We start from the raw sequence: 13,075 nt of genomic DNA, 5'->3' as shown, positions 1-13,075 counted from the left end.
GCGGTCCGCGGGTACGGGTGCACGACGGCACGTTGCACGGACCAACGCACAAGGTAGACCGCAGTCGATCAGAAGTGAACACTTTCGCGCGATGTCGAGACCTCCCGGTGACCTGTACGCCGGAACGCGATCGGGGCGTCACGCGCGGTCGAGCCTTGCCGCACGTTCGTTTGTGTTGCATTCTGTGCGGGTGAAGCCCCGTCGGTGCCCGGTCCGGTCGCCATGAGCCTGCTCGCCGAGCAGCGGCGCGAGATGATCGTGGAGCAGGTCCGCAGCCGCGGGGCCGTGCGGGTGTCCGACCTGGCCGAGCACCTCGGCGTCTCGGAGATGACCGTGCGCCGCGACCTCGACGTGCTGGCCCGCCGCCGGCTGGTCGACAAGGTCCACGGTGGCGCGACCGCCGTCGGCGAGCACACCACCTCCGAGCCCGGGTTCGCCGCGAAGTCGGTGTGCGAGCTGGAGGAGAAGGACGCGATCGCCGCCGCGGCCGCCGAGCTCGTCACCCCGGGCGCGGCGGTCGGGCTGTCCGCGGGCACCACGACCTGGCGGCTCGCGCAGCACCTGGCCGCGGTCCCGCGGCTGACCGTGGTCACCAACTCCGTCGCCGTCGCCGAGGCGTTCCACACCGGCGGGGCCGACGCGCGCGGGACGACGGTGATCCTCACCGGGGGCGTGCGGACGCCGTCGGAGGCGCTGGTCGGCCCGGTGGCGATCGCCGCGCTGCGGTCGCTGAACCTGGAGACCGTCTTCCTCGGCGTGCACGGCATGAGCGCCGCGGCCGGGTTCTCCACCCCCAACCTGACCGAGCGCGACACGAACCGGGCGCTGGTCGACGCCGGCCGGCAGCTCGTCGTCGTCGCCGACCACACGAAGTGGGGGACGGTCGGCATCTCCACGATCGCCGAGCTGTCCGAGGCCGACGTGCTGGTCTCCGACTCCGGTCTGGCCGACGCCGACCGGGCGGTCCTCGAGGGCGAGGTGGACCGCGTGATCATCGCTCGCCCCGGAAGGTGACGGACGTGCAGAAGGTGCAGAAGCTCGCGACCCGGATGGCCGACGGCCGCGAGATCCTCTGGTTCGACGACCCCGGTCGCGCTCCGCGCGACCCGGCCGACCTCGTCGACCGGCGGGACCTGCCGCGCGTCGAGCCCGCCTCGCAGCTGCGCTACGACGCCCTGGCCGGCGAGTGGGTGACGATGGCCGCGCACCGCCAGGACCGGACCTACAAGCCGCCGGCCGACCAGTGCCCGCTGTGCCCGAGCCGCGACGGCCGGCTCACCGAGGTGCCGAGCCCGGAGTACGGCGTCGTGGCGTTCGAGAACCGCTTCCCGTCGTTCGGGTCGGCGCCGGGCGCGCCGCTGCCCGAGCCGGGCCCGGTGCCGCAGGCGGCGTCGGGCCGCTGCGAGGTCGTCTGCTTCACCGACGACCACGACACCCCGTTCTCCCGGCTCACCCCGGCCCGGGCGCGGCTGGTGCTGGAGGCGTGGGCGGACCGCACCGCCGAGCTGGGTGCCCGGCCCGGCGTGCGCTACGTGTTCCCGTTCGAGAACCGGGGTGCCGAGATCGGCGTGACGCTGGCCCACCCGCACGGCCAGATCTACGCCTACCCCTACGTCCCGCCGTTCCCGCAGCGGATGCTCGCCCACGTCGCCGCGCACCGCGAGGCGACCGGGGAGAACCTGTTCGACACCCTGCTGGCGGACGAGCGGGCGGGGGAGCGGGTCGTCGTCGCCGGGGAGCACTGGACGGCGTTCGTGCCGCAGGCCGCGCGCTGGCCGGTCGAGGTGCACCTCTACCCGCACCGCCCGACCCCGGACCTGCCCGCGCTCGACGAGGCCCAGCGCGAGGAGTTCGCGCACCTCTACCTGGACGTGCTGCGCCGCCTCGACGCCCTCTACGACGACGAGCTGCCCTACGTGGCGGGCTGGAACCAGGCGCCGGTGCTGGAGTCCGACGGCCGCTCCGACGCCCGGCTGCACCTGCGTGTGCACTCGATCCGCCGGGCCCCCGGGAAGATCAAGTACCTGGCCGGCTCGGAGTCCGGTGCGGGCGCGTTCATCTCCGACGTGCTGCCCGAGGCCGTCGCGGAGCGGCTGCGCGCGCTCTGACCCGCACATGCGTCGAGGCCGGCGCCCCTCCCCAGGGGCACCGGCCTCGGACGTCGGTGACGCGGTCGGTCAGACGCGGACCGCGTTGTGGAACGGCATCGCGTCGATGTCGGAGTACTTGACCGGCTCGCCGCTGGTGGAGGCGTGCAGGACCTTGCCGTTGCCGGCGTAGATGCCGACGTGGCTCACCGGCGAGTAGAAGAACACCAGGTCGCCCGGCTTCAGCTCGCTCTTCGAGACCGGGGTGCCGTCCATCTGGGACTGCGCGCTGGAGGTGCGCGGCAGGTCGACGCCGATCTTGTCGAAGATGTAGACCATCAGGCCGGAGCAGTCGAACGCGCTCGGGCCGGTGGCGCCCCACTGGTAGGGCTTGCCGAGCTGCTTCTTCGCCTGCGCGAGCGCCTGGGCGCCGTCGGACGAGCCGGTCAGGCCACCGACCAGGTCGCCGATGCCGCCGCCGTCGCCGTCGTCACCGCCGCCGTTGCGGGCGGCCTCGGCGGCCTTCGCGCGGGCCTCGGCGGCCTTGACCGCGGCCTCCTTCTGGGCGACCGCGGCGATCCGGGCCGCGTCGGCCTTCTCGAACGCCTGCGGCACCGACGCGGTGACGTGCTCGAACCCGTCGGTCAGCGCGCTGGCGGCGTCGCTGGTGCCGGGGCCGCCGTCCTCGGAGCCCGCGGCCGGGACGGACAGCTTCATCGTGGCCTCGTTCGAGGCCCCGGCGAGGTCCATGTCGGCGGTGGTCTCCGGCGACTGCTGCGGCGCGCCGAGCGTCGAGACGACGCCCATGACCGCGGTGGCGCCGACCAGCGTCGCCGACATCGTGGCGATCACGGCCCGCGGGTTGCGGCCGAGCGGCCCGGTGTCCGAGCCGCCGCGGATCAGGCCGATCGCGGACCGCGAGGTGACGCCGGCGGGGGTGTCCGGCGCGTCGCGGGTGACGACGGTGTCTCCGTGGCCGCTCTCCGGCAGGCCGGTGGCGGGGGTGTCGATGCGCTCCAGGTCCGGGCCGGCGGCACGGCGGGCGCGGCGGCTGCCGGACACGGGGGTGTCGAAGCCGGCCTCGGAGTAGCGGGCGAGCAGCTCGGCGGCCGAGATGCCGGTTCCGGCGTCACGGTCGCGGCGACGTCGGGGGGCGTCGGCCGGGAGCTCGTGGGGGTGCAGTGCAGTGGTCATCCGGGGGTCCTCGCCGCCCCGGAACCGGCCCCGGCTCTCGTACCGGACACGGCTCCGCCCCGCTGCGTGCTGGGTGGGCGCCAGGGGGAGTGTCGGCCAGCGGGGAGCAGGGGACCGACCAGGCGCACCAGCCGGCAGGTGCCGACCAGCTGTCAGGGACCGTAACCGGTCCGTGACTCGCGCGCCGACCGGGCCCGCCGGGGTTGCGGCGAACGGCCGGTCCGGCGCGACCCGCGTGGCTGTCGCACGCCCAGCGGTACGGGCGGTGCGCCGTTCGAGTCGTACGGTCGTTCCGCTGCGCCGAACGGTTGACCGTGGAGGAGGTCGCGTCGCGCGCTGTGCACGGGAACGCCCCGGACGGCCCAGCAGGTGACGAACCCGGCGCGGCACCGGGCCGGCGCGGCGGGGTCCCCGGGTCGCCGGTACGCCCGGCAGGGCGCCGTGGCGCGGTCCGGACGGAGCAGCGCGGCCGGGCGTCCCGTGCCTGGTGGGCGGGGTTGCGACCCCCTCTGCGACCATCGGTGCCGATCCGGGGGCCGCCGGCCCGGCCGCCGTCGTGACGGCGGGTGGTGAACCGTGCGGGCGCGGGGTGCGAACCCACCACGGGACGGCGGTACCGCGCCCGGCGGGGCAGGATCGACGGACCGGGGCCGACGGAGCCCGGTGACCGACCAGGAGGGGCGCAGCAGTGCCGGACGACCGATCGCGCGGACCCGTGTGGGTGGGCGAGCTGGCCCACCGGCGGGCCGGGCGTGACCACACCGGTGCGCCGGCCGCCGACCTCGTGGTCCCGGACCGGTTCGGTGCGGCGCGGCTGCTGGTCACCGACGGCGGCGTCCCCGTCGGGCAGGTCGAGGTCCCGCTGCGCGGGGGCCGTGCCCCGGCCGACCTGCTCGCCCGTGCCGCGGCCGCGGCCGCCCGGGCCGAGCCGCCCGCCGAGCCCGCGGTGTCCGCCGAGCCGCTGACCGTCGTCGTCGCCACCCGCGGGCGGCCGGAGAGCGTGCGGCGCTGCCTGGCCGCCGTGCTGGCCGGCGACCACCCGGCCGTGACCGTGCTCGTCGTCGACAACGACCCGCCCGACGAGCGGACCCGCGACGTCGTGCGCGAGTGCGCCGACCCGCGCGTGCGCTACGTGCGCGAGCCGCGCCGCGGTGTCTCCGTCGGGCGCAACCGCGGGCTGGCCGAGGCCGCGACCGCGATCGTCGCGTTCACCGACGACGACACCGAGCCGGACCCGCGCTGGGCCTCGCGCATCGCCGGGGCGTTCGCCGAGGACCCGGGCCTGAGCGCGCTGAGCGGGCCGGTGCTCGCCGCGCGCCTGGAGACGGCCGAGGAGCGGGCCGCGGACGTCGCGCTGGCCTGGAACAAGGGGTTCCTGCCACGCCGGTTCCGGCTCGACGACCCGCCCGCGGACTCGCCGGTCTTCCCGTTCTCCCCGGGGCTGTTCGGGATCGGCGCCAACATGGCCGTGCGCGCCGCACCGGTCCGCGCCCTCGGCGGCTTCGACGAGGCGCTCGGCCCCGGCCGGCCCACCCGCGGCGGCGAGGACATCGAGCTGCTCGTGCGCATCGTGCTCGACGGCGGGACGCTGGCCTACCTGCCCTCGGCCTGGGTCTGGCACCACCACCGCCCCTCGGCGGGCGAGCTGCGCGACCAGATGGGCGGCTACGCGCTCGGGCTGGGCGCCTTCCTGGGCAAGGTGGCGCTCGACCCGCGGGCGCGGCGGCTGGCGGTGCGCCGGTTCCCGGCCGCGCTGGGACGGCTGCGCGACATCGTGCGCCGCGAGTCCGGCGGTGAGCCCGGCTCCGGCACCGTCCTGCCGGTGCGCCGGACGACCGGACCGGCGGCCCGCCCGCCGGTCGCACCGTCGCGGCGCGGGCCGGGCGGCGTGGTCGTGGCCGAGGCACCGGCCGAGGCCGTCGCGGCCCCGGCCGACGCGGGCGCGCTGCCCAGCGGCGCCGCCGCCCGCAAGCTGCGCGGGCTCGCCGGCGGGCCGATGCTCTACGTCCGCAGCCGGCGCGACGTGCTCGCCGAGGGCGGGACCTGCCCGCCGCTGACCCGGCCCTGACCGCCCGGCCCAGGCCGGTCCCGACTCACCGGCAGCCCCGGCGGGGCCGGTCCGGTGCAGCCGGGGGACCGGGTGGCCGTCGAGCGGCTCAGCCCCGACCCACCGGCTCCGGGGTGTCGAGCTCGGCCGGTGCCGGTGCCCCGGCCACGCCGGCGGCGCTGCGGTAGACGTCGCCGAGCGAGGCCGCCCACACCGAGGACTCGAAGCGCTGCAGGAACCGCGCCCGCGCGGCCGCCCCGCGCCGGGCGCGCAGGTCCGGGTCGCGCACGAGCCGGACGAGCTCGTCGGCGATCCGGGTCGCGTCGACCGGGGTCAGCGCGCCGGTGTCGCGGGTGACGATCTCCGGGATGCCGCCGACCCGGGTCGCGACGGCCGGGGTGGCGGTGCCCTGGCCGAGCAGCAGCATCCGCGGCATCGTGTCGTGCCGGGTGGTGTGCAGCTGCACGTCGGCGGCGCGCAGCAGCTCCACCGGGTCCGCGCTGCGGCGGAACGCGACCCGGCCGGACAGCGCGTCGTCGGCGGCCACCCGCGACTCCAGCCAGGGGCGCAGCGGGCCGTCGCCGCCGAGGACGACGGTCAGCGGCTCGTCCGGGCCGATCTCGGCGACGGCGTCGAGCAGCAGGTCCTGGCCGCGGCCGCGGCGCATCGGGGCCACGGAGACGGCGACGACCTCGTTCTCGTCGACGCCGAGCCCGTGGCGCAGCCGCAGCCGCTCCTGCACCGTGCCCTCGCCGGGGTCCGCGGCGCCGTCGGGGATCACCGACAGCCCCTCGGTGGACCCGGCCGCGCGGCGGTACCAGTCCCGCTGCAGCACCGAGGTGGCGATCGTGCGCGTCATGAACCGCTTGCGCGCCATCGTCCGTGCCGTGCGGCGCAGCTGGTCGCCGCGGTCGGCGGGGTGCTCGTGGATGTGGTGCAGGGTCGACACGGCCGGGACCCGCAGCCGGGCCGCCGCGGCCGAGCCGACGACGTCGGGGCGGGCCCCGTGGGTGTGCACGAGGTCCACGCCGTGGGCCCGGAACACCGCGAGCACCTTCGTGACCGCCCGGGGGTCCCACGGCGCGACGTTCAGCTCGACCGGGGCGACGCCGGCGCGCGCGACGCGGTCGGCGACGGCGGAATGGCCGGACGGGGCCAGCGCGACGAGGACGACGCGGAACCCGGCGTCCGGGCCGGCGGCGGCGAGGTCGCCGAGCGCGGCGGCGACGCCGTGGTCCTCGAGGGACTCGACGAGGTGTCCGATCGTGAGGGGCGTGCTGGTGCTCACGGTGACGTGGCCTCCCGGGGTGCGGCGCGAGATCGGTCGGCGGTGACCGTCACCCTACCGAGTGACGACGCGGCGTGACGACGCGGCGCGACGCCCCCGCCCGTCCCCGCACCCGGTGGGGGAGGACCGCACGCGCCGTCCACTACGGTCACGGTGTGCGCACGGTGCTCGTGATCGGGATCGGGGCGGGCGACCCCGACCACCTGACCCTCCAGGCGGTCCGCGCCCTGCAACGGGCCGACGTCGTCTTCGTCATCGACAAGGGCCTCGACGGCGGGGGGAGCCAGGACGACCTGCTCGCCCTGCGCACCGAGATCCTCCGGCGGCACCGTCCCGACGGCGGCTACCGGCTGGTCACCGCGCTCGAGGTCGGGCGCGACCGCGGCCGCGAGGTCGCCCGCGACGACGAGCGCTACCGCGACGTCGTCGTCGACTGGCAGGACCGCCGCGCGCGGCTCTACCGCGAGATGCTCGACGCCGAGCTGCCCGACGGCGCGACCGGCGCGTTCCTGGTGTGGGGCGACCCGTCGCTCTACGACGGCACCCTGCGCCTGCTGGAGCAGGTCCTCGACGGCGCGGGGGAGCAGTGGGCGGTGGAGTCGGTCGCCGGGATCTCCAGCGTCGCCGCACTGGCCGCGGCGCACCGGCTGATCCTCAACCGCGTCGGGCGCCCGGTGCTCATCACGACCGGCCGCCGGGTCGCCGAGGGGATGCCCGGGGACGTCGACGACGTCGTCGTCATGCTCGACGGGCGCACCGCGTTCGCCGCGCTGCCGCCCGCACAGCGCCGTGAGCTGCACATCTACTGGGGCGCCTACCTGGGCACTCCCGACGAGCTGCTCGTCGCGGGCCCGCTCGACGAGGTCGCGGACGAGATCGTGCGCGTGCGGGCGCAGGCCCGCGAGCGCAAGGGATGGATCATGGACACCTACCTGCTGCGCCGGGGCGCGGACGAGCGCTGACCCGCCCCCGGCGCGTCCACGACGAGGAGGTCGTATGCGCTACGCCGACGGACCCACCACCGAGGCCCGCACCCGGGTCGCCGCGCCGCCGGAGGCGGTGTGGGAGCTGGTGACCGACCCGGGGTTCCTGGCCGGGGTCTCGACCGAGATGCAGCGCGCCGAGTGGCTCGACGGGGACGCCCCCGGTCCGGGGGCGCGGCTGCGCGGGCACCACCACCACGACGCCCGCGGCGACTGGACCACGGTGTCCACGGTGACCGCCTGGGAGCCCGCGCGGCGGTTCGAGTGGACCGTCGAGGCCGGGGCCGAGGGCGGGGAGGCCGCGGTCTGGGGGTTCGACCTCACCCCCGACGGCGACGGCACCGCGCTGCGGCAGTGGGCCCGCATGGGGCCGGGGCCGTCCGGGCTGACCGAGGTCATCGCGCGGATGCCCGACAAGGAGGAGCGGATCGTCGAGGGGCGGCTGCGGGAGTGGCGGGCCGGGATGGAGCGCAACCTCGACGCCGTCCGCGAGCGGCTGGCGTAGTTCCCGTCCGGGGTGCGGCCGATGCCCCGGAGGAACCGAACGGCACCGGATCCGCGACGAACCGTCACCTCCGGTGCGCCCACTCGTTGAACGGTGGGGGTATCCGGCGATCCTGAGAGCGCGGAGCGTGTCCGTCGCAGGCTGCTGGGCCGTTCGGTCCATCCGCGCGGTCGCTCGTCGTCCGCCGCCGACTCATGATCGCGCCGTCGGCACCTGCCCTCTCAGGAAAGCAACCCCACCGGGGTCCCGTTTCGTACCGTCGCAGACCGGACGAGCCGGGAACACCGGCACGATCCGGCTGCTCCCCGGGTGCCCCCGCACCCCGGCCCGCCGGTGCCCGCGCCGTCCTCCACCGCTCCCCAGCACCTCGCCCGGCGCGAGGCGGAAGGACTGCTCGAGATGGGTAAGCACACCCGGGCCCGCCACCGTTCCACCGTCGCCGCGGCCGTCGTCGGCGGGGTCCCCGGCCGTCGGCGCCGGCACGCCGCCCCGTCCGTCCCGGTCGCCCGCCGGATCGCCGCGCCCGCCACGCTCGCGGCGCTGCTCGTCGCTTCCGGCGGCACCGCGGGCACGGCGTTCGCGGGGGAGGACGGGGAGGACGGCTCGTCGCGCTCGGCGACGTCGGCGGGCTCCCCGGACCCGTCCGGCTCCTCCGACTCGGAGGACTCCTCGGGCTCCGCGTCCGGGGGTGCTGCCGACGGGCTCGGTGAGCTCGTGACCGGCGCCGACGTCGTCGGCTCGGTGCTGGGGTCCGGGTCCCCGGGCTCCACCGGCCCGGGCTCGTCCTCGGACTCGGGACCGGGCGACTCGGAGTCGGGGTCGGACAGCTCGGGCACGCACTCCGGCAAGGACTCGGGCGACGACGAGGACTCGGGCAAGGGCTCGGGCAAGGACTCGGGCTCGGGCACGGACTCGGGCAAGGACTCGGGCTCGGGCTCGGGCACGGACTCCGGCAAGGACGTGGGCACGGGCTCGGGCACGGACTCGGGCACGGGGTCCGGGTCGGACGGATCGGGCTCCGGCGCCGCGGACGGCCCGGCCGCGGGCGGGCAGGACGGCGGCCCGGGCCCGGCCACCCCCGCGACCGGCCCGCTCGACGCCGTCCCCGGCCTCGGCGGCCTCACCGGCGGCCTCGGCAAGGGCGTCGACCTGAACACCCCCACGACGCCGCTCACCGCGCTGCCCGACCCCGCCGACACCGTCGCCGGGGCGAGCTCCTCGGTCCCCGGCGCGGGGCAGGCGGGCTCGGTCGTCGACACGGCGGTGGGCACCGCGGGCTCCGTGCTCGGCACCGGCTCGACGAGCAGCCCGGCCGCGGGCGCGACCGGTGCGCTGACCGGCCTGGGCGGGGCCGTGCCGTCGGTGCCCGGTGTCACCGACGGCAGCACCGACGAGCTGCCCGACGTCCCCGGCGTCACCGCGGGCGGCCCCCTGGAGGGGCTCAACGAGATCGCCGGTCTGCCCGACACCTCGCCGCTGACCGGCGCGGACGGCCCGCTGCCCGACCTGTCCGGCGTCGCGCAGGCGGCCGGGCTGCCCGACTACTCGGGCCTGGGCGGGCTGCCCGACGTCGCGGGGGTCGTCGGCGGGCCCGGCACCGGGCCGACGCAGGTCGACCTGGCCTCGAAGAACACCGACGGCGTCGCCGGCACCGCCACCGTCGACGAGGACCGCGTCTCGGGCACCGCGACCGGCATGGACCCCGACGCCCGCTACGTCTCGTTCTTCTACGGCGCCACCTCGAGCGCGACGAACAACAACCCCTGCATCCTCGACGGCACCAACCCGCTGCCCGGCGGCCAGACCGTCGGCGAGTGGGAGGTCGACGAGAACGGCAACGGCACCCTGGACGCGCCGAACCCGTCGGGGAACATGTACAAGCTCACCGGCGGCACGATGTCGATCCGCAAGGTCGAGCACGGGTTCGACTCCGCGTCGGCCGCCCCGGTCAACCCGCTGTCGTACTCGCTGTCGAGCTGCGGGGCGATGGAGCGCGTCTCGACCGCCGACCCGGTCACCGGCGCCGTCCCGAAGCTCCCGACGGCGAACGTCCCGGGCGTCCCCTACGTCTCCGGTCCCGGCCTGCAGGGCTGAGCGGGGAGATCGCCGCGCGGGCCGCGCCGGGCTGTGGTCGGATCGACGACGTGCCCGGCGCGTTTCTCGACACCGTCCTCGACCGCACCCTGGTCCCCGGCTACTCGCGGATCGGGTACCTGCTGCGCAGGCCGGGCTGGACGGGGGACCGCGCCGACCCGCCGCGCGGGGCGCTGAGCGGGCGCACCGCGCTGGTCACCGGGGCCGGTGGCGGGCTGGGCGAGGCCATCGCGACCGGCCTGGTCCGCCTCGGCGCCACCGTGCACCTGCTCGTCCGGTCCCACGACAAGGGCGTCGCGGCGCAGGACCGGATCCTCGACGCCGTCCCCGGCCTGTCCCGCGACCGGCTGCCGGTGCAGGTGTGCGACCTGGGCGAGCTCGCCGAGGTCCGCGCGTTCGCGACGCGGTTCGCCGCCGAGGTGGACGCCCTGGACGTGCTGGTGCACAACGCGGGGCTGCTGCCGTCGCAGCGGTCGGAGACCTCCGAGGGCAACGAGCTGACCCTGGCCGTGCACGTGCTCGGCCCGCTGCTGCTCACCCGGCTGCTCGCCGGGACCCTGGCCGCCGGCGCGGAACGGTCCGGCACGCCGTCGCGGGTGGTCGTCATGTCCTCGGGCGGGATGTACGCCCAGCCGCTGCGCGACGACGACCTGCAGTTCCGCACCGGTGACTACGGCGGCACCGCCGCCTACGCGCGCACCAAGCGGATGCAGGTCGTCCTGACCGGGCTGCTCGCCGACGAGCTCGGCCCGCGCGGGATCACCGTGCACGCGCTGCACCCGGGCTGGGCCCGCACGCCGGGCGTCACCGGCTCGCTGCCGCTGTTCGACCGCGTCGTCGGCCCGGTGCTGCGCACCCCCGAGCAGGGGGCGGACACCGCGGTGTGGCTGGCCGCGGCGCCCGCGCAGGCGATCGGGACCGGCCGGTTCTGGCACGACCGGGCCCCGCGCCCGGAGCACTACCTGGCGCGGACCCGGGAGACCCCGGCGCAGCGCGAGCGGTTCCTCGCCGAGGTCGACCGGCTCACCGGCTGACGCCCGATCCGGCGGGGGCGGCGAGCAGCGTCCGCGCCGCCCGGGTGACGTGGCCCAGGACCGCCTCCGGGGCGGCCCGCCCCACCGCGCCCTCGGGCAGCAGCGGGTGCACCAGGCTCAGCCCCAGCAGCCAGGTCAGGACGAGCTCGGCGCGCAGCTCGGCGTCGGCCCGGTCGGCGGCGCCGTCGGCCTGCGCGGCGAAGGCCTCGGTGAACGCCCCGGCCAGTTCCACCCGGACCGCGGCGGCCGCCTCGGAGGTGCCCGCGGAACGCACCACCGAGCCGAACAGGTCGTGCTCGGGGCCGTCGCGGCCGTCGAGGATGGAGCGCAGGAGCCGTTCGAGCAGCTCCTCGGGCGGGCCGTCGTGCAGCACGGTCAGCGCGCGCTCGGCGGCGACACGGGCGTAGAGGGCGTCCTTGCTGCCGAAGTAGCGGAACAGCAGGGCCTGGTTGACCCCCGCCCGCTCGGCGATCGCGCGCACCGAGGTGCGGTCGTAGCCGTGCTCGGTGAACAGGGCCGCGGCCGCGGTGAGCAGGGCCCGGCGGGTGCTGTCGCCGGAACGGGCGGACGGGGCGGCGGTCACGCCCGCGACCGTAGCGCCCGTCCGGGGCGCATGAGGGGGCCCGGCGCGGGGTACGCCTGGTCGATACCCCGGACGAGCCGGCACCCCGGCCGCCGTCCGGCGTCGAGACCCCGAGGAGACGCGACCTGCGATGGCGATGCCCGCATCCGGAGACGAGAACGAGTTCCAGCCCGAGGCACCGGACATGGCCTCGGCGATGCAGCTGGACACCGACGAGGCGCTGACCGGCCCCTCGGACACCGACCCGCTGGACTCCGGCTACGTCCCGCCGGACCGCCCCTACGGCGTCGAGGACAACGCCGTCACCCCGGCCGGTGAGCGCGAGGGCGAGTCGCACGACGCGCGGCTGGCCCGCGAGCTGCCCGACGAGCTGCCGCCGGGCGACCCGGCCCGGTCCGGGCGCCTGGTGGGCGCCGCCGGCTCCTCCGCCGGCGACCCGGCCGTCGACGGCGTCGGGGTCGACGTCGGCATCGACGGCGGCGCGGCCGGCGCCGAGGAGGCGGCGGTGCACGACGTCGACCCCGCGATCGTGCCGGTGGTCGACGAGTCCCCGGCCGGGGACCCCGAGGTCAGCGCGCAGCTCGCCGAGGACGCCGACCACGCCGACGAGGCCGCGGCCGACGCCGAGCGCGACGCCGGGACGAGCCTGCGCGAGGAGGACCGCGCCGCGCGGCGCGGCTGAGCCGCCGTACGGCCGAGGGCCCCGGACCGTCGCGGTCCGGGGCCCTCGTGCGTGCGGGTGCGGGTCAGGGGGCGGTCGGGCCCGCGGCGCTGCCGGTCAGCCGGGCGATCGCGCCGTCGAGGTCGAGGTGGTCGTGCTCCTCGCCGAGGTCGACGATCTCCAGCGTGGAGTCCACGAACTGGGCGAGCAGGTCGCGGTCGACCTCCAGGACCGCGGAGCCGCCGTCGGAGCGGATCTCGATCTCCACGACGTCGTAGCCGTCGATGCGGCGGGGCGCCATCCGGATGTCGCCGATGCCGGTCGGGGTGGTCAGGCCCTCGATCACCAGGTCGCGGGCGACGAGCCACTCGATCCAGCGGTCGGAGGAGCGGCGCACCGAGAACGAGATCGCGAACGGGTCCGACGCGCGGTACGCCCAGCGGCTCACGATCGGGGACGCCTGACCGTGCAACACGGTGAAGACGTCCTGCTGGACCGACTCGCTGGCCATCGTGCTCCGCCTCTCGTGGACCCGCCCGCACCCCCGCGGTGCCGCGGCGGTCTCACACGGAACATCGCCGGACAGGGCCCGGACGCTG

Annotated in this window: 12 protein-coding genes; 8 read left to right on the top strand and 4 right to left on the bottom strand. The window is 76.9% G+C overall.

The features are described 5' to 3' along the window. Nucleotides 1-222: 222 nt before the first annotated feature. Together WJX68_RS12980 and galT are read left to right on the top strand one after the other, a co-directional pair. The gene (locus WJX68_RS12980; RefSeq protein ID WP_340290562.1) at nt 223-1,014 is read left to right on the top strand and encodes a DeoR/GlpR family DNA-binding transcription regulator; all 792 of its coding nucleotides are present in this window, start codon (nt 223-225) and stop codon (nt 1,012-1,014) included. Nucleotides 1,015-1,028: 14 nt separating this feature from the next. After that, nucleotides 1,029-2,108 carry a galactose-1-phosphate uridylyltransferase gene (galT, locus tag WJX68_RS12975; RefSeq protein WP_422785700.1) on the top strand — a complete coding sequence of 360 codons (1,080 nt, stop codon included), beginning with the start codon at nt 1,029-1,031 and terminating at the stop codon, nt 2,106-2,108. 69 nt (nt 2,109-2,177) lie between these two features. On the opposite strand, the gene WJX68_RS12970 is transcribed toward galT, so the two are convergent. Continuing rightward, nucleotides 2,178-3,281 (bottom strand): C40 family peptidase, encoded by a 1,104-nt coding sequence (locus tag WJX68_RS12970; RefSeq protein WP_340290255.1) that lies wholly within the window; start codon nt 3,279-3,281, stop codon nt 2,178-2,180. Nucleotides 3,282-4,002: 721 nt separating this feature from the next. On the opposite strand from WJX68_RS12970, the gene WJX68_RS12965 reads away from it, so the two are divergent. Beyond that, a complete protein-coding gene (locus WJX68_RS12965) occupies nt 4,003-5,349 on the top strand; it encodes a glycosyltransferase family 2 protein (RefSeq protein WP_340290252.1) in 1,347 nt (448 codons plus the stop codon). An 88-nt stretch (nt 5,350-5,437) separates the two neighbouring features. Here WJX68_RS12965 and WJX68_RS12960 read toward each other — a convergent pair whose 3' ends face one another. Beyond that, nucleotides 5,438-6,616 (bottom strand): glycosyltransferase family 4 protein, encoded by a 1,179-nt coding sequence (locus tag WJX68_RS12960; RefSeq protein ID WP_340290250.1) that lies wholly within the window; start codon nt 6,614-6,616, stop codon nt 5,438-5,440. Between the two features lie 155 nt (nt 6,617-6,771). Here WJX68_RS12960 and cobF point away from each other — a divergent pair, with 155 nt between their 5' ends. The 4 genes from cobF to WJX68_RS12940 all read left to right on the top strand — a co-directional run bounded on the left by cobF (nt 6,772) and on the right by WJX68_RS12940 (nt 11,232). After that, nucleotides 6,772-7,578: a precorrin-6A synthase (deacetylating) gene (gene cobF / locus WJX68_RS12955; protein ID WP_340290248.1), complete on the top strand. Its 807-nt coding sequence runs from the start codon at nt 6,772-6,774 to the stop codon at nt 7,576-7,578. A gap of 34 nt (nt 7,579-7,612) precedes the next feature. Then, the gene (locus WJX68_RS12950; protein ID WP_340290246.1) at nt 7,613-8,104 is read left to right on the top strand and encodes an SRPBCC family protein; all 492 of its coding nucleotides are present in this window, start codon (nt 7,613-7,615) and stop codon (nt 8,102-8,104) included. Between the two features lie 399 nt (nt 8,105-8,503). Further along, the gene (locus WJX68_RS12945) at nt 8,504-10,198 is read left to right on the top strand and encodes a hypothetical protein (RefSeq protein WP_340290243.1); all 1,695 of its coding nucleotides are present in this window, start codon (nt 8,504-8,506) and stop codon (nt 10,196-10,198) included. 50 nt (nt 10,199-10,248) lie between these two features. Then, nucleotides 10,249-11,232 (top strand): SDR family NAD(P)-dependent oxidoreductase, encoded by a 984-nt coding sequence (locus WJX68_RS12940; protein WP_340290240.1) that lies wholly within the window; start codon nt 10,249-10,251, stop codon nt 11,230-11,232. Here WJX68_RS12940 and WJX68_RS12935 read toward each other — a convergent pair. Then, the gene (locus tag WJX68_RS12935) at nt 11,222-11,815 is read right to left on the bottom strand and encodes a TetR/AcrR family transcriptional regulator (protein WP_340290237.1); all 594 of its coding nucleotides are present in this window, start codon (nt 11,813-11,815) and stop codon (nt 11,222-11,224) included. The genes WJX68_RS12940 and WJX68_RS12935 overlap by 11 nt on opposite strands. 136 nt (nt 11,816-11,951) lie before the next feature. On the opposite strand from WJX68_RS12935, the gene WJX68_RS12930 reads away from it, so the two are divergent. Continuing rightward, complete coding sequence (locus WJX68_RS12930; protein ID WP_340290234.1) at nt 11,952-12,497, top strand: DUF5709 domain-containing protein; 546 nt, start codon at nt 11,952-11,954, stop codon at nt 12,495-12,497. 64 nt (nt 12,498-12,561) lie between these two features. Here WJX68_RS12930 and WJX68_RS12925 read toward each other — a convergent pair whose 3' ends face one another. Continuing rightward, nucleotides 12,562-12,987: an SsgA family sporulation/cell division regulator gene (locus tag WJX68_RS12925; protein WP_340290231.1), complete on the bottom strand. Its 426-nt coding sequence runs from the start codon at nt 12,985-12,987 to the stop codon at nt 12,562-12,564. Nucleotides 12,988-13,075 lie beyond the last annotated feature (88 nt).

Origin of the sequence: Pseudonocardia spirodelae (assembly GCF_037727765.1) — a bacterium.
GTDB classification, from domain to species: domain Bacteria; phylum Actinomycetota; class Actinomycetes; order Mycobacteriales; family Pseudonocardiaceae; genus Pseudonocardia; species Pseudonocardia spirodelae.
The sequence above is the reverse complement of the archived record's forward strand: the minus strand, read 5'-3'. Positions and strand labels throughout refer to the sequence as shown.

Excerpts from the sequence above, each read along its gene's own strand:
- WJX68_RS12945 (WP_340290243.1), top strand. The coding sequence starts at position 8,504 with ATGGGTAAGCACACCCGGGCCCGCCACCGTTCCACCGTCGCCGCGGCC.
- WJX68_RS12925 (WP_340290231.1), bottom strand. The coding sequence starts at position 12,987 with ATGGCCAGCGAGTCGGTCCAGCAGGACGTCTTCACCGTGTTGCACGGT.
- WJX68_RS12980 (WP_340290562.1), top strand. The coding sequence starts at position 223 with ATGAGCCTGCTCGCCGAGCAGCGGCGCGAGATGATCGTGGAGCAGGTC.
- WJX68_RS12950 (WP_340290246.1), top strand. The coding sequence starts at position 7,613 with ATGCGCTACGCCGACGGACCCACCACCGAGGCCCGCACCCGGGTCGCC.
- WJX68_RS12930 (WP_340290234.1), top strand. The coding sequence starts at position 11,952 with ATGCCCGCATCCGGAGACGAGAACGAGTTCCAGCCCGAGGCACCGGAC.
- WJX68_RS12970 (WP_340290255.1), bottom strand. The coding sequence starts at position 3,281 with ATGACCACTGCACTGCACCCCCACGAGCTCCCGGCCGACGCCCCCCGA.